The sequence below is a fragment of the Paenibacillus hemerocallicola genome, from assembly GCF_006265175.1.
In the GTDB taxonomy this organism is placed as follows: Bacteria; Bacillota; Bacilli; order Paenibacillales; family NBRC-103111; genus Paenibacillus_AB; species Paenibacillus_AB hemerocallicola.
In genome coordinates, this window is record NZ_VDCQ01000039.1 from 1 (window position 1) to 16,147 (window position 16,147).

Below are 16,147 nucleotides of genomic sequence, written 5' to 3' on the forward strand. Positions count from 1 at the left end.
CCTTATTTCCTCCAGCGAGCCGGATTTCGAGCGGAATTCATTCGATTATGCCCCAAATAAGGTTGGTATCAGCACTATTCGCGTCGATTTCCAGGTTCGGGCCGACCATAGTGCTTGTTTCAACCTTATATCCTTCAGCGAGCCGGAATTCGAGCGTATTACATTCGATTGTGCCCCAAATAAGGTTGGTATCAGCACTATTCGCGTCGATTACCCGGTTCGGGCCGACCCTAGTGCCGGTTTCAACCTTATTTCTGCAGGGAAGCAAGCAAGCGGGTTCGCAAACAGTGGACCTGGGTTTACTTGACCGCCAAGTGCCGGGCGGGTTCCCCACCGTGCCACCGCCGCGCCGAGGCTCATTCTGCTCGACGCTCTGTCCAAAGCGCGGCCGACGATATACAATGAGAAACGGAAGGGCTTTATACAGATATGCGGATAAGCCGAATCGCCCCGGCGTGCCGGGAGAGGGAGTGGCCGTTTTGAGAATCGCCAAAGGCCGGTGGGTTCACCGGATGATCAAGCAAGCGGGTACCCGGGCCGCGCACGCCGAAAAAGAGCTGGCGCTGTATCGCTTCGCCTTGGAAAACGCCTATGAAGGAATCGTAATCGCCGATCCGCAAGGGATCGTGCTGACGGCCAGCCGGGCTTACGCTTCCTTTCTGCAAATCGAGATGTCCGATATGATCGGCAAGCATGTCACCGAGATCATACCGAATACAAGGCTTCATATCGTCGCGGAGACGGGAAAAGCTGAAATCGCCGACCTCCAGCAAATTCGCGGACAATGGATGATCGCGAGCCGCATCCCGATTTGGCATAACGGAGAATTGGTCGCCGTAGTGGGCAAAATCATGTTTCAGCATATCGACCGGCTGTTCGAGATGAATTCGAAATATCGGGAGATCCAGTCCCATCTGCACTATGCCGATGCGAAGAGCCGAGATTCGTCCGGGGCCAAATACGGCTTGGAGCATATCGTCGGCGTAAGCGAACCGATCCGGAAGCTGAAGACGATGGCAGCCAAAGTAGCCAAGAGCGACAGCACCGTTCTGATCAGCGGCGAAAGCGGCACGGGCAAGGAGCTGTTCGCCCATGCGATCCATCGGGAAAGCTTGCGCCGATTCGGCCCGTTCGTGGCGGTCAATTGCGCGGCTATCCCCGAGACGCTGTTCGAATCCGAGCTGTTCGGCTACAAGGAAGGCTCGTTTACAGGCGCCAAGCGATCGGGCAAAAAAGGAAAGTTTTCACTCGCACATAGAGGCACGATCTTTTTGGACGAGGTCGGCGAGCTGTCGCTGTCTCAGCAGGTCAAGCTGCTTCGCGTACTGCAGGAAAAGGAGATCGAGCCGGTCGGGGGCGATAGGCCGGAGCCGATCGACGTGAGGGTGATCGCCGCTACGAACGTCGATTTGGGAAAGCTTGTGCGGGAAGGCAAGTTTCGCCAAGATTTGTATTACCGTTTGCATGTCGTTCCTTTGAACATCCCTCCACTGCGGGAACGAAGGGACGATATACCGGCCATTCTCGAAGCGCTGCTGCTGCAGCTGACGAAGGAAACCGGAATAGCGGCGGACGGCATCGACAAGGATTGCGAACGGCTGCTGACCGGATACGGTTGGCCGGGCAACGTTCGCGAAATGCGCAACGTCATAGAGCGCGCCTTGTACATGATGGAGGGGACGAGGCTTTCCCGGTCGGCTTTGCCTGAGGAGTTGGCCGCGGGTTCCGCTTCAGGTCCGGCTGCGTTCAACCGCGAACGCGCTCAGGCCGATGAATTTGAGGCGCGCGCATCAACTCGGGAATGGCTGCACGAAGATAGCGCAGTTCAGAGTCCTCCTGCTTCGGAGCTTTCCTGGAAAGAGAGCATGGCGGAGCACGAGAAAAGCTTGCTTCGCGGAGCGCTTGCCCGAAGCGCCGGGGACAAGCAGAAGGCGGCTCTCCTTCTTGGAATGAGCAAATCAAGCTTTTATCAGAAATGCGAGCAGTACGATATTCGCTATTAGCAGCCAGGGAGGTATTCATGGATCATTTATTTGAAAAGCTGAGCGAGCGGGCGCGCTCTTACGGACAAGAGCATTTGCTGCGTTATTATCCGTTGTTGTCCGAAACGTCGAAGACGAAGCTGCTTGACCAAATCGGTCAGATCGATTTTGCCGCGATTTCCGAGTTGGCGCGGTATGTCGACAATAAGCCGGGTGCTGACAAAACCGGCTCGGGAGCTATATCGCCCATACAAGCGCTGGATGCGGACGCCTTTGGCGAGCGGGAGCGGGAACGTTTTACGGAAGCGGGCTGGGATATGCTTCGCCAAGGGAAAGTCGGCGCGTTCGTCGTAGCGGGCGGACAGGGGAGCCGGCTCGGTCATGAAGGACCGAAAGGAACGTTCGATATCGGGCTTCCATCCGGAAAATCGCTGTTTCAGCTGCAGGCCGAACGGCTCCTGAGCTTATCCCGGAGAGCCGGGCGGACGGTCCCCTGGTATGTGATGACGAGTCCGGAAAATCATCGGGAGACTGTGCGTTTTTTCGAATCGTCCGGGTATTTCGGCTATGCGCCCGACGATATTTGTTTTTTCCGGCAGAACGTTTTGCCCGCATTGGATGATGCCGGTCGCATCGTTCTCTCGGCGAAGGACGAGGTAGCCATGGCCCCGAGCGGCAACGGAGATGCGTTTCGATCCGCGAAGCAGTCCGGCGTTTTGGCCGATATGCGGCGCAGAGGCGTAGAGTGGGTGTTTTATTACAATGTCGATAACGCGCTGATCCGGATAGCGGATCCTTTGTTTGTGGGCGTAGCCGCGTATTACAATCATCCGATTGCGACGAAAGTAGCCGAGAAGGCGCATCCGGAGGAAAAGGTCGGCATCCTTTGCTTGCGAGACGGGCGCCCGGCCGTGGTCGAATATACGGAAGTGCCCGAGAAGCTCATGTATGAGACCGACGTCAACGGTCGGTTGGCGTACGGCTTGGGCAACCTCTCGATTCATCTGTTCCGCACCGATTTCATGGAGGCGCATGCGGATGCGGATATCGCTTATCATGCGGCGCATAAGAAGATCAAGACGGTGAACGAAGCAGGCGAGACGGTAACGCCGGAACGTCCGAACGCCTACAAATTCGAACGGTTTATTTTCGATTTTTTCCCGCTCATTGACCGGATGACCGTATTGAACATCCGCAGGGATGACGAGTTCGCTCCGGTCAAAAATAAAGAGGGCGAGGACAGCCCGGAAACCGCCCGCCGTCTCCTTTTCAATCTGCACCGGAAATGGCTGGAACGGGCGGGAGTGTCTCCGGAACGGCTGAAGGACCGCGATATCGAGATTTCCCCGTTGGTGAGCGCTGACGGAGAGGGCTTGACGCTGGAAGCTTGCGAGTCGCTTCTCGACTAAGTTGGGGCGTCTGCTTGCGAAATGCAGCTCGTTCGAGTTATGTCGCATGCAAGCGGAACGTTACCTCGCCGCTCGGTGCAGCAGCTTGTTGCAGATGCCGATCAGCCATATGGGCAACGGCTCGGCGACGAGCGTGATTAGCGCCATCGCGAGTCTATGGAATTGCGGGCTACCGTTCGATTAAGCTATACTGTATGTAAAGCAAGCGACGAAGAACGTCTCTAATCATCATTCGATGAGCAGAGGCGTTTTTTGTTTTTCGTTTTCTATTTTATTAGGGAGGAGCGGTATGATTGGCGGATTTCGAGCAAGCTCACGCGGCCTGGATTCGTTCACACCTTGAACGCAGGTCCGGGGAGAGGAGAGGCAGGCTGGAACGAGGGCACCAGCATGGAGAGTTGTCGTTTTTGCGCAACGTTTGGTGGCCGCTGTATGGGAATTTCGATCATCTTCATCCGGAATACGAAGTTTTGGACTGGCGCGGTCGGTCGTACTTTGCGGATTTTGCCTGGCTGCCGGGCGCGTTGAAGGTGGTTTATGAAATTAAAGGGTTTGGCCCCCATGTTAGAGATATGGACCGTAAGGGATATTGCGACGAGCTGAATCGAGAAACGTTTCTTCAGACGCTGGGCATGCGCGTCGTTTCTTTTGCCTATGACGATGTAGCGCAGCGTCCTGAGCTTTGCCGTAATTTGCTGAGTATACTCCATGGCCGATACCGATTCGGCAGCGGGACGGGAGACTCTTCGAGCCGTGCGGAGAAGGAGATCCTTTTGCTTGCTTATCGGTTGGCGCGGCCGATTCGACCGAAGGACGTGCACGACGAATTGGGCCTCAACCATCGGACGGCCGTTCGGCATTTGAAGACGTTATGCGAGAAAGGATTGCTGCGTCCACTCCCGTGCGGATCCGGCGCCAAGGTACTCCGATACGGACTGGCAAAACCCGGTTTGGACGAGTTGGTGTGGTGAGGAGGAAGCGAGGAGAAGGATCGGCAAGGACTGGATTGACGTCCGAAAGCAGGATGTCTGTTTCATAAAAAAGCCTATTGCACTAGCGTGCGTCGCCCGCGCTCGTTGCGGAGCTGAATATCGTCGGATCGGACCACTCGTATATTTGAAAGTAAATGCAAACATGCACCTAAAATTAGTCGGAACCAGACTATTCTAATGATCTGCCTGCAAAAGTGCATGCAGTTTCCACGATTTGAGGTGAAATTACCGCATAAACGCAAAAGTAACTGCACTTTTACAGGCAGATCGATCAAAATCGGAGGAACTGACCAATTCAGATGCACTTTTACATTTAGGCACATCGTTCTTGGAGAAGCCGAGTAAGATTTGAAGAATCGAATAATCGTCGACTGGCAGAGCAGCTTTTGGAGGGGAAGGAATAGGGTGGGGAGTAACTGAAAGGCAGGAGCAAGAGGGCGGAAAGCAGCAGGTAAATGTCGAGAAAGATGAGGGGGCCGAAGTGCAGCCTAAGAAGTCGGGACAGCACGAAGAAGTTGAAACAGCGAGGAGGAAGTCGGGACAGCACAAAAAAGCCGAAGTGGGGACGAAGTAGTCGGGACAGCACGAAGAGGGCGAAGCAGCACCAATTTGCCCGCAATACTTCCAGGAACGCTTTGCAGGTTAAAAACGCCATTAATTTATCCGTGCTAGAAGCATTCCTGAAAACCGGAATGGTCGCTCCGAGAAATTCCGGGAAAACGGAATGCGAACTTCCTCCTCAGCCGCAAACAGCCAACACTCCAATAAAACCGTTCCAACGCATCGTTGGCACGATTCTTGCTTATATAAATAAATGTAACAACCGAAAAGGGAGTGATCGTATGGGCAAGCCGGTTTTCGCCGATTTTGGCGAAGCGGTGTCGGAAATACGGGACGGGAGCACCGTCATGGTCGGGGGGTTCGGATTGGTCGGCATTCCGGAAAACCTGATCCGGGCGCTGGCGGAGTCGGGCGTGAAAGAGTTGACGGTAATTTCCAACAATTGCGGTGTCGATGATTGGGGACTCGGACTGCTGCTCCGAGGAAAGCAAATCAAGAAAATGATCGGCTCCTACGTCGGTGAGAACAAGGAGTTCGAACGGCAGCTGCTGTCCGGCGAGCTTGAGGTCGAGCTTGTGCCGCAAGGGACGCTGGCGGAACGAATCCGGGCCGGCGGAGCGGGAATTCCGGCGTTTTATACCCCGGCCGGAGTAGGCACGCCGATCGGCGAAGGGCGGGAGGTACGGGAGTTCGACGGGCGCAGCTATTTGCTCGAATACGCCTTGAAGGCGGATTTCAGCCTCATCCGCGGCTGGAAGGCGGACTCGATGGGGAATGTCGTGTACCGGAAAACGGCGCGCAACTTCAACCCGGTTATGGCGGCGGCCGGAGCCGTTACGATCGCCGAGGTGGAGCAGCTCGTGGAGGTCGGCGAGCTGGAGCCGGATGCGATTCATACGCCCGGCATATACGTGCAAAGGCTTATAGTCGGAACGCAGCAGAAACGAATCGAAAAACGGACGACGAGGGGGTAAGCGCTTCAATGAATACCAATGCAAACGGACCCGATCCCATGCAGGCGCTGCGGGAAAAAGTCGCCAAGCGGGCTTCCCGCGAGCTGACGGACGGCTTCTATGTCAATCTCGGCATCGGCATACCGACGCTGGTCGCGAATTACATCCCGGAGGGGATGAAGGTGATGCTTCAGTCCGAGAACGGCCTGCTCGGCATCGGTCCGTACCCTGCGGAGGACGAGGTCGATCCGGATTTGATCAATGCCGGCAAAGAAACGGTGACCGCCATAACGGGAGCGGCCTTCTTCGACAGCAGCGAATCGTTCGCGATGATACGCGGAGGACACGTCGATCTGGCTATCCTGGGCGGCATGGAAGTGTCCGGTGAAGGAGACTTGGCCAACTGGATGGTGCCGGGCCGGATGGTCAAAGGGATGGGCGGAGCGATGGATCTCGTCCACGGGGCGAAACGGGTTATCGTCGTGATGGAGCATGCGACCAAGCATGGACAGCCGAAAATTTTAAACCGCTGCAGCCTGCCCCTCACCGGCAAACAGGTCGTTCACCGCATCATTACGGACAAAGCCGTCATCGATGTGACGCGAAACGGACTGCTGCTGCGCGAGGTGGCGACCGGATATACCGTCGAGCAGGTTCGGGCAACCGTCGAGCCGGAACTCCTCATAGACGGTACAGTCCTAATGGATGCGTACTGAGCGAGAAGGGAGAGCGACATGCCGCATAATAAAGTAGTTTTCGTAACCGGTGCAGGCGGCGGAATCGGCCTCCGCATCGGTGAAACGTTCGCGGAGCACGGAGCGAAGGTCGTACTATGCGACATCGCCGAGGACAAGGTGAAGGAGGCCGCTGCCCGAATTTCCGCAAAAGGTCTGGAATGCTCCGGCGTCCAGTGTGACGTTACCGACGAAAGCGCGCTTGCGGGCGCGCTGGATTTTGCATACTCGCGCCATGGGCGGATCGATGTACTTATCAATAATGCCGGCATGCAGCATGTCGCCATGCTGGAAGACTTTCCGGCGCACAAGTTCGAGCAGATGATCAAGCTGATGCTAACTGCCCCTTTCATGGCAATCAAGCACGTGCTCCCCATCATGAAGCGGCAGCGCTTCGGTCGCATTATCAACATCGCTTCGATCAACGGGATCGTCGGCTTCGCCGGAAAAGCGGCTTACAACAGCGCCAAGCACGGCGTAATCGGATTGACGAAGGTGGCCGCTCTGGAAAGCGCCGAATACGGCATTACGGTTAACGCGCTTTGCCCGGGTTATGTGGATACGCCCCTCGTGCGCAACCAACTGCAAGCGCTGGCCGACACCCGGCAGATCGCGGCGGAGCGCGCGCTGGAGGAAGTCATTTATCCGCTCGTCCCGCAGCGAAGATTGCTCGACGTCGAAGAAGTGGCGGATTATGCGTTGTTTCTGGCTGGCGAGAAAGCGAGAGGGGTAACCGGGCAGGCGATCGTCATCGACGGAGGCTATACGGCCCAGTAACGGCAGAGAGGGAGAGGATTGTATTGTATCATCAAATAGCCGTGCTCGGAGCGGGTACGATGGGAAGCGGTTTGGCCCAGCTGTTTGCCCGCTGCGGGATGCCGATCATGCTGTACGATCCGGATCGGAAGGCTCTGGACAAGGCGCGGGCGGCGATTGCCCGCAGCGCCGAGCTGCATATCCGCGAATGGCCGAATGAACGAAAGGCTTGGGAGCAGGCGACCGATAAAATTCGAATGACGGAAGATGCGAAAGAAGCGGTTCAAGGAGCCGACTTCGTTCTGGAGGCCGGACCCGAGAACATCGGGATCAAGAGAGACATTTACAAAGCGATCGCGCCATTCCTGGGGGACGAAACGCTGGTAGCATCCAATACGTCCTCGTTGGCGTTGGATACGCTCGTTCAAGGTCAGCCGTTCGGCGACCGGTTTGTTATCGCTCATTTTTTCAATCCGGCCCATCTGGTTCCGCTGGTGGAAATCGTCAAGCGGCCCGATACTAGGAAGGATTTGACCGACCGATTGATCGGAGTGCTCGTCCAGTGCGGCAAAGCGCCCGTCATTTTGAAAAAGGACTGTCCCGGCTTTATCGCCAACCGTCTGCAGGCCGCCGTCTTGAGAGAAGCCTGCCATCTGCTGCGGAGCGGGGTGGCGGATGCGGAGCAAATCGACCGGGCGATGAGGGAAGGTCCGGGACTGCGTTGGGCGATCAACGGACCGTTCGAGATTGCCGACTTTGGCGGCCTCGATATTTGGGAAAAGGTGACGGACAATTTATTCCCTTCCTTGGACAATGGCTTGACGTCGCCCGAACCGATCCGGGACAATGTGAGTAACGGCAAGCTGGGCGTCAAAGCCGGCAGCGGCTTTTACGAATACGGCGACGGACTTGGGCGGGAAACCATTATCGAACAACGCGACCGGAATTTCACGCAGCTGATCCGGTTGAAAAAGGAGCTGAAGTCGACGTGAGCGGGCAAGTGTATATATTGGAGGGGGCAAGGACGCCCTTCGGGGGATTCGGCCAGTCGTTTGCGAAAATGAATGCCACGGAGCTCGGGCTGGCAAGCGCGAAGGAAGCGCTGCGGCGAGCCGGGGCTGAAGCTGGTGAGATCGATAACGTCATATACGGCAACGTGATCCAATCCCATGCGAATGCCGCCTATACGGCCAGACATATAGCTTTGAGGGCGGGCATTCCGATGGAGGTCCCGGCCATGCTCGTGAACCGGCTATGCGGTTCGGGCATGCAGGCGATCATTTCGGCGGCGCAAAGCATCCGGCTCGGCGAATCGGGCTTGGCGCTGGCCGGAGGAACCGAGAACATGTCGCAGTCGCCGCATGCCGATTTCGTCAGCCGCTTCGGAGGCGTGAAGCTGGGCGCTATCCAGCTCGAAGATATGCTGATGAGCACGCTGACGGACAGCTATATCGGCTGCGGAATGGGCGTGACGGCGGAAAATTTGGCCGACCGGTACGGCATTACGCGCGAACAGCAGGACGAATACGCGGTGTCGAGCCATTCACGGGCGGCGGCGGCGACAGCTTCGGGCGTACTGGCCGAGGAGATCGTGCCGGTCGAAGTGACGGGGCGCGGCGGGAATACGGAAGTGCGGCAAGACGAGCTGATCCGCGCGGATAGCTCGGTCGAGAAGCTCGCCAGATTGAAGCCGGCTTTTCGCAAGGACGGCTCCGTAACCGCCGGAAACTCGAGCGGTATTAATGACGGCTCCGCCTCTCTCGTGCTTGCCGGCGAAAGCTCACTCCGGGGAAGAAAGCCTCTCGCTCGCATTGTGGCATGGGGAATCGCCGGGGTCGACCCGAACGTGATGGGCATCGGTCCCGTCCCCGCAGCGCGCATGGCGCTCGACCGCAGCGGACTTTCGATTGCGGATATGGACTTGGTCGAAATCAACGAAGCGTTCGCCGTCCAATATTTGGCCGTGGAGAAGGAGCTTGAACTGGACCGGAATAAGACGAACATAAACGGCGGAGCTATCGCGATCGGCCATCCGGTCGGTGCCAGCGGCGCGCGGGTCGCGCTGACGCTTGCTTACGAGCTGCGAAGGAGAAACTTGCGTTACGGCTTGGCCGCGCTGTGTGTGGGCGGCGGTCAGGGAGTAGCGATGGTTCTCGAATGCGACCCGGGCTCGCGCTAAAGAAATGCCGCTGTACGACGAGAAAAGCAAGGAAGAGACCTTCGGTGCCCCATTCTTCAAGATGGGGGCTGAAGGTTTTTTGTATTGTGCATACTTCGCGAGGGGCTATACCGAGGGGTTCGTATATATAACGGAGCATTTTTCCGTTATTGTTCCGAATCCCATGATGTTTCCGGAATTAGCGGAACTGGACTCCGTTATATCCGATTGCGGGGGAAGAAAAGGGATTGAAGCCGAGGGATAGCGGAACTCATTTCCGTTAATGTGCCGCTTATAACCTGGTTCGGTTAAATAGCGTACGTATGTTCCGTTATTTTCAAATCAGCTGTCAAAAGCGAATAGCCGTCTCAATCGATTCATTTCAGCCGGGAGTCGCTTCAGGAGAATGTGTACTAGCAATAATTAACTGGTTCTATTTATTATAATTAAGAACCACAATTATTTTGAGTTCAATTAGAAGATGGTGGTTGATATTAAAATTAATCCTATATTATCAACGATTATATGCATTTATATTGGCGATATTAAAAGAACCAGTTGACAAATTATAAAGCGCTTCCTAGAATGAGGTTATACATATTTAAAGAACCACAAAGAACCAGATAGCGGGTGGCGGGGCTTTGGCGGAATTGGAGGGAGGGATGAAAGAGGGTTTGGGGGGCCGGGAGCTAGCTTTATGGCGGGCTGAACCGGCAGAGGGACATCAAGGTTAACGGCAAGAGGAGCGGCAAGAAGAACGCAAGAAGAACGCAAGAAGAACGCAAGAAGAACGCGAGAAGAACGCAAGAAGAATGCAAGAAGAATGCAAGTAGAGTAGAGCGGCAAGAGAGAGCGAATAGAACACCGAGAACAACATCAGGAAGAAACGGCGAGGCACACTATGAGGTTGGGGGAAGGCTGAAATGGGAAAGAACGGCAGTTGGGTCGCGATGCTTGTAGCGGCGGCCGTGCTCGTCTCCGGATGCGGCGGTCGGGAGGAAGGAAAGCCGTCCGGGCAAGGGGCCGAAGAGAAGAAAGAACCGTTTACGATGAAAATTTGGGGCGGCGGGGTGACGACCAAAGAGTTCGAGGAACGGTTTCGGACGATGCTCACGCAGAAATTTCCGCACATTACGATCGAGTACATCCAGAACGGCAAAGGAACGACGATGCCGGAGCTTGTCGCCTCGGGCGAAATTCCCGATATTATCCGTTTCGACATCCCGACGATCCGCACCAGCTATCTCGACCTGGAGTTGGGATACGATTTGAGCGAGCTTGTCCAATCGCAAAAATACGATACGAAACGTTTCGTCAAAGTGTTTATGGATGAAGTGATCGACTCGGGGCGTTCCCGGGCGCTTTACGGCTTGCCGATCCCGCCCTACTTTCCGCAGGTGCTCTACTACAACAAGGATTTGTTCGACAAATTCGGCGTCGCCTATCCGCAAGACGGGATGACGTGGGACGACGTGTACGAAATCGCGAAGAAAATGAACCGGACGGAAGGAGGGGTGACGTACCGGGGCTTCAGCTCGAATCTGGTCAATACGCTGCGCGACAACCCGTTTTCTTTGCCGATCCTCGATCCGGCGGCGGACAAATTGGCCGATCCGGACAAATGGCAGCAGCTGTTTGCCAACCTGAAACGGTTTTACGATTTGCCGAACAACGCCGTGGAAGCGAACAATACGGCCGAGAGCGCCGTCTTTTCCAAGGGCAATGCGGCTATGATGCCGAATCAGCACAGCGTGTATTTGACGATACCGCCGGAGGTGAACTGGGACATCGTCTCGTATCCGACGCTGTCGGGAGCGCCGAAGCTGGCGCCGCAGCGCGGACCGGCTTATCTGGGCATTTCCAATACGAGCAAGCATAAAAAGGAAGCGTTCGAAGTCATCGTGGCGATGCTCTCCGACGAGATGCAGCTGGCGGATTCCAAGAGAGGGATTCCGACGACGCTCGCGGATAAAAACATCGAGAAATTGCTCGGATCGGCAGATCCGGTGTATCGCACGAAGCATATGTCCGCGGTCAACTATTACGAGCCGGCGCCTTATACGCAGAAACGCAAGCAAGGTTTGGCCGACGTGCCGGGCGCCACGCAGCAAAATCTCGTCGCCAATACGTTTATCGCGGTCGCCCAAGGCAAGACGGATATCAACACGGCACTGCGGGAGTTGGAAGAGAAGCTGCGGACCGAAGTCGAGAAGGAGAAGAGCAAGTAGAATGGAGACAGGATAACCGAGAGCCGCAATCGCCAAAGCCTGGAGCGGAGCACGGGCGGCCGGTTGCATGGAGCAGCGGGGTGTCGCGGAAGTTTGCGGCCGGTTGCATGGAGCAGCGGGGTGTCGCGGAAGTTTGCGGCCGGTTGCATGGAGCAGCGGGGTGTCACGGAAGTTTGCGGCTGAATCGGGAAGAACGGCGGGAAGCAGATTGCGCTCCGCGGCCTCAGCGGAGCGGCCCACTTCATGCCGAAGGAAGGGAAATCCCATGTTTGACAAAACAAAGCTTCGAATCGTTGCGGTTTGCTCGTTGTGTATGCTGCTGTGTTTCGTCTCGGCCTTTGGTACGGCCCGGGTCGGCAATGCCGGTTCGTCGACCGTTCCGGTCTACAATGCCGGATTCGAGGAACCGGCAGCGGGAGGGGACGTTCCGGGTTGGAGACAAACCTACGGCCAGGGCGTGGCCGCGGCCGTCTACGGCATTTCCAATGCCGTCAAGTTCGAAGGAAGCTCCAGCTTGCGTATCGATGACGGCACGGCCTCTGCGGCACTGGGCGTTGAGAGCAGCACGTTTCCCGTCGTAGGAGGCTTGGGCTATAACGCCTCGGCGATGCTCCTAGTGGAACGGAGCGTTATCGCCATTTATATGCAGTTTTACAACGCCGCGGGAGTCCGGGTCGGATTTGCCTACCAATCCGTTTCCGACACCGGCGGGCAATGGGTGAAGGGCGAGACGCTTGGCGTCGCTCCGCCGGACGCGGTTTCGGGTGCGGTTATGCTGTATTCGTCGGCGGGCGGATTGGGGGCGGGATATGCGGATGACGTTCAAGTGGAGGTGCGGCAAATGGGAACGTTCGAAAATTTAGGTTCGCCGCTGCTCTCGGTCATCAATAACGGCAGCGCGATCGGTACGGACGGTCAAGGCAATGACGTCATCTACGCCGTCATCAAGGGCGGGAATGACAGTACGGCATTCGTGATGATCGATCCGGTCACCGCCGAAGTGGTGAAATCGATCGCGATGCCGGGGGTGAACGGCGCATGGGCGGTCCTTGCGGCAAGCGACGGCACCCTATATGTCGGAACTTATCACAACGGCCGCCTGTACCGCCACGTTCCGGGCAGCCATACGCTGGATGACCTGGGGCGGCTCGGCCAGGAGACGCATGTATTCGATCTGGTCGAAGGCAAAGACGGTCTCATTTATGCAGGTACTTATCCGAATGCTCACGTATACGAGTACGATCCCGCGACGGCGCAAATCCGCGATATCGGCCGAATCGATCCGGTCGAGCATTATGTCCGTTCGCTGGCTTATGCCCCGGAGACGGATACGCTTTATGCCGGGGCGGGCGGACAGACGGCCAGGCTATATGCGATCGATACGGCGACCGGGGCCAAACGGGAGCTGTTGGCAGGGCTGCTCCCCCAGCAGCATGCCGATTACCAGTTCCCTTATGCGATGGGGTACGGGCTGGGCAAGCTGCTGATCAAAATGAACAAGCCCGATCATTTGCTCGTGATCGATACGGCGACGGAGACGGTCGACTATTTCGATCCGGACGGCGGCATCGGGCTCGGCTCGAGCAAAGTCGCCACGATGCCGGGCGATCTGCAACACATTTATTTCGGCGGCTATCAGCTGCGTTCGTACAATGCGGATACGGGCGCTATCGCCTTGGAGTTTGCGGACCCGGGAATGCGGGCGTTCAACTTCCAGGATGCGAAATTCGTCCAGCTGAACGATCCGGCCTGGCCCGGCTATACGATGCTCGCTTCCGGCGACGGCGGACAGATCATGCGGTTTAATCCGACGACCAAGCAAACTTCGCTGCAGCGGGTCATGAATGCGGGAGCTCCGACACTCATTCGCAGCCTCCACGGCGCCCCGGACGGCAAAGTTTATGCGGGCGCGTATATGATGGGCTTCGGCGGTTACGACCCCCAGACGGGGACGTTTATACAAAATCGCGAGTTCGGCCAGGCGGAAACGATCGCCAGTCTCGGTGATGACGTCTATGTGGGCATTTACGGAAATGCCCGGATCTTTCGGTACGACCCGTCGTCGCCTTGGACCTCCGGATCCAATCCGCGCATGCTGTTTGAACTGGTCGGAGACGGACAGGACCGCCCGTTTGCGATTGCCGGCGACGAGTCGTCGGGCAAGCTGTATATCGGCACGGTTCCCGGATACGGTTCGCTGAGCGGGGCACTGACCGTGTACGATATCGTTACGAAGCAAAGGCAAGTATTCCGAAACATCGTGTCCAATCAGAGCGTCGTTTCCGTCGTGTACAAGGACGGCTTCATTTACGGCGGAACGACGATCTATGGAGGACTGGGCACGAGCGGTCCGACGGAGACGAGCGGCAAGCTGTTCGTGTTCGATACGGCGACGAATACGAAAGTGTTCGAGATTGCCCCGGCTCCCGGGCGAAAGGCGGTAAGCGGACTTCTGGCCGGTCCGGACGGGCTTATATGGGGCGTGGCCGAAGACTACATTTTCAAGTTCGATCCGGTTACCCGGCAAATCGTCTACAACCAGGTGAAGCTGGGGCGGTACGGCGCCAACAGCACCGTATGGGCGGATGCGTTTCTGGTGCTCGGCAAAGACGGGAATGTATACGGAACGAACGTAGGGAAACGGTTCTTCCGAATCGACCCGGATACGATGGAGTTCGTGCTGATCAAAAACGGCGCAGGCAATTATTTGACACAAGATTCCGACGGCAATTTATACATGTCCAACGATGCCGACTTGTGGAAATATACGCTGCCTGCCGAGGAAGAGACGATTTCCGCATTTCTGCGGCGAGCCTCGCTAGCCGGTCAAATTCCGACGCCGGTTCGGATGCAATTGACGAATTCCTTTCGGCAGGCGGTGCATCACCATGAAGAGCGGCGTAACGAACAAGCGATCAAGCATTTGCGCGACTTTCTCAAGCATCTCCACAACAAGGCGTTCGAGTCTTCCGTTTTGCCGGAAGCCAAATGGCCGTTGGACGAGCGGATCAGAACGCTGATCGCCGAGTGGGAAAAGCAGTAGAAGCACGCATACAGGGATGGAGTGGAGAGACATGGGAATTAAAATTGCCATACTGGCGGAACCGAACGTACAGGAACGGATTTTTGACGATTCGCATTGGCGGCAGCTGGCCGACATCGGAGACGTCGCGAGAAACGATCAGACCGGCGTACCTCAGCCGGAGACGTTGATGCGAATATTGGCAGGGGCCGATTATGCCATAACCTCGTGGGGCTGCCCGGCGCTGCCCCGCGACACGCTGGCGGTCGCCCCGGAGCTGAAGGCGGTCATCCATGCGGCGGGAACGGTCAAGGGGATCGTTACACCAGACTTGTGGAGCCGGGGCATCCGGGTGTCGAGCGGCAACGGTCCGCTCGGGATCGGCGTGGCCGAGACGGCACTCGGGATGACGATCGCATCGCTTAAGGAAATGTGGCGGCTGTCGCAAGATACTCGCAACGGAAAATGGAGCGAGGGCAGAAAACGCGTCCGGGAGCTGTACCGGATTACGGTAGGCGTAATCGGCGCGGGCAAGGCCGGCGCGCACTTCATTCGTCTGCTGCGCAATTTCGAGGTATCCGTCCTCGTATACGATCCCTTACTGACGGCCGAGCAGGCCGAAGCGATGGGGGCGGTGAAGGTGGAGCTGGAAGAAGCGCTGCGCCGAAGCGATGTCGTCTCCATTCATGCCCCGTCCATTCCCGAAACATACAAAATGTTCAATCGCGAACGGCTCGGCTGGATGAAGGACGATGCGATATTGATCAATACGGCGCGGGGATCGATCGTGGACGAGGGGGCGCTCGCCGACGAGCTGCGCAAAGGCCGGCTGTTCGCCTGCCTGGATGTGACCGATCCGGAACCGCCGGCTGTCGACCATCCTTTGCGCGGTCTGCCCAATTGCATCATAACGCCCCATCTGGCCGGCGCGGTCAACAACGGAGTGAAGCGTCTGGGGCAGTTCGCGATCGACGAGCTGCGGCGGCTGCTCGCCGGAGAGCCGCTTGCGGGCGAAGTGAAGGAAGCGCAGATGAGCGTATTGGCGTAAAGTCTCGCCACAGCTGCAGAACGGCGGACGACTCCGTTTTGTACCCGGCTCGCCCCGATTCGAAGGGATATCCGCAAACCGCGGGATATCGCTTCGGCCGGGGCGGGCCGTCGCTGTTGAAGCGGTCCGCCACATCCTGTATGCTATATAAGGTGAACTAAAGAACCAGCCAAGAGTTGCCCAATGCAATGGAAGAAGGGAATTGCCTTGTGAGCGAGTTTTGGCTTTGAGTCTCAACCATGCCGTAGGCCTATACAATCAAGGAAACTCAAAACAACCTGTCTGAAGCTGCAAGGCAATCCCT

General features: G+C 56.9%; 12 protein-coding genes. All 12 read left to right on the forward strand.

Annotated features, from left to right (window positions below):
* The coding region (locus FE784_RS41615; protein ID WP_218103803.1) for a hypothetical protein at positions 1–307 on the forward strand (307 nt) is incomplete at its 5' end.
* 172 nt (positions 308–479) lie between these two features.
* Complete coding sequence (locus FE784_RS24025; RefSeq protein WP_246132153.1) at positions 480–2,003, forward strand: sigma-54 interaction domain-containing protein; 1,524 nt, start codon at positions 480–482, stop codon at positions 2,001–2,003.
* A gap of 17 nt (positions 2,004–2,020) precedes the next feature.
* On the forward strand, positions 2,021–3,391 hold the full coding sequence (locus tag FE784_RS24030) for a UTP--glucose-1-phosphate uridylyltransferase (protein ID WP_139604804.1): 1,371 nt from the start codon (positions 2,021–2,023) through the stop codon (positions 3,389–3,391).
* 293 nt (positions 3,392–3,684) lie between these two features.
* Positions 3,685–4,362: an IclR family transcriptional regulator gene (locus FE784_RS24035; RefSeq protein ID WP_139604805.1), complete on the forward strand. Its 678-nt coding sequence runs from the start codon at positions 3,685–3,687 to the stop codon at positions 4,360–4,362.
* A gap of 863 nt (positions 4,363–5,225) precedes the next feature.
* Positions 5,226–5,918 carry a CoA transferase subunit A gene (locus FE784_RS24040; RefSeq protein WP_139604806.1) on the forward strand — a complete coding sequence of 231 codons (693 nt, stop codon included), beginning with the start codon at positions 5,226–5,228 and terminating at the stop codon, positions 5,916–5,918.
* Positions 5,919–5,956: 38 nt separating this feature from the next.
* Positions 5,957–6,613 carry a CoA transferase subunit B gene (locus tag FE784_RS24045; protein WP_139604858.1) on the forward strand — a complete coding sequence of 219 codons (657 nt, stop codon included), beginning with the start codon at positions 5,957–5,959 and terminating at the stop codon, positions 6,611–6,613.
* An 18-nt stretch (positions 6,614–6,631) separates the two neighbouring features.
* Positions 6,632–7,408, forward strand: coding sequence for a 3-hydroxybutyrate dehydrogenase (locus FE784_RS24050; protein WP_139604807.1), 777 nt, complete (start codon positions 6,632–6,634; stop codon positions 7,406–7,408).
* A 23-nt stretch (positions 7,409–7,431) separates the two neighbouring features.
* Positions 7,432–8,379, forward strand: a complete 948-nt coding sequence (locus FE784_RS24055; RefSeq protein ID WP_139604808.1) for a 3-hydroxyacyl-CoA dehydrogenase family protein — start codon at positions 7,432–7,434, stop codon at positions 8,377–8,379.
* Positions 8,376–9,566, forward strand: a complete 1,191-nt coding sequence (locus tag FE784_RS24060; protein ID WP_176706473.1) for an acetyl-CoA C-acetyltransferase — start codon at positions 8,376–8,378, stop codon at positions 9,564–9,566. The genes FE784_RS24055 and FE784_RS24060 overlap by 4 nt, the downstream gene beginning before the upstream one ends.
* Positions 9,567–10,468: 902 nt before the next feature.
* Positions 10,469–11,773, forward strand: coding sequence for an ABC transporter substrate-binding protein (locus FE784_RS24065; RefSeq protein ID WP_139604809.1), 1,305 nt, complete (start codon positions 10,469–10,471; stop codon positions 11,771–11,773).
* Between the two features lie 265 nt (positions 11,774–12,038).
* Entirely contained in the window at positions 12,039–14,816 is a 2,778-nt protein-coding gene (locus FE784_RS24070) for an FIMAH domain-containing protein (RefSeq protein ID WP_139604810.1), read from the forward strand.
* Between the two features lie 31 nt (positions 14,817–14,847).
* Positions 14,848–15,843 (forward strand): hydroxyacid dehydrogenase, encoded by a 996-nt coding sequence (locus FE784_RS41090; RefSeq protein WP_176706474.1) that lies wholly within the window; start codon positions 14,848–14,850, stop codon positions 15,841–15,843.
* Positions 15,844–16,147 lie beyond the last annotated feature (304 nt).

Bases quoted from the DNA above. Each gene is read 5' to 3' on its own strand.
- FE784_RS24030 (WP_139604804.1), top strand. From the start codon at position 2,021: ATGGATCATTTATTTGAAAAGCTGAGCGAGCGGGCGCGCTCTTACGGA.
- FE784_RS24040 (WP_139604806.1), top strand. From the start codon at position 5,226: ATGGGCAAGCCGGTTTTCGCCGATTTTGGCGAAGCGGTGTCGGAAATA.
- FE784_RS24045 (WP_139604858.1), top strand. From the start codon at position 5,957: ATGCAGGCGCTGCGGGAAAAAGTCGCCAAGCGGGCTTCCCGCGAGCTG.
- FE784_RS24050 (WP_139604807.1), top strand. From the start codon at position 6,632: ATGCCGCATAATAAAGTAGTTTTCGTAACCGGTGCAGGCGGCGGAATC.
- FE784_RS24065 (WP_139604809.1), top strand. From the start codon at position 10,469: ATGGGAAAGAACGGCAGTTGGGTCGCGATGCTTGTAGCGGCGGCCGTG.
- FE784_RS24070 (WP_139604810.1), top strand. From the start codon at position 12,039: ATGTTTGACAAAACAAAGCTTCGAATCGTTGCGGTTTGCTCGTTGTGT.
- FE784_RS41090 (WP_176706474.1), top strand. From the start codon at position 14,848: ATGGGAATTAAAATTGCCATACTGGCGGAACCGAACGTACAGGAACGG.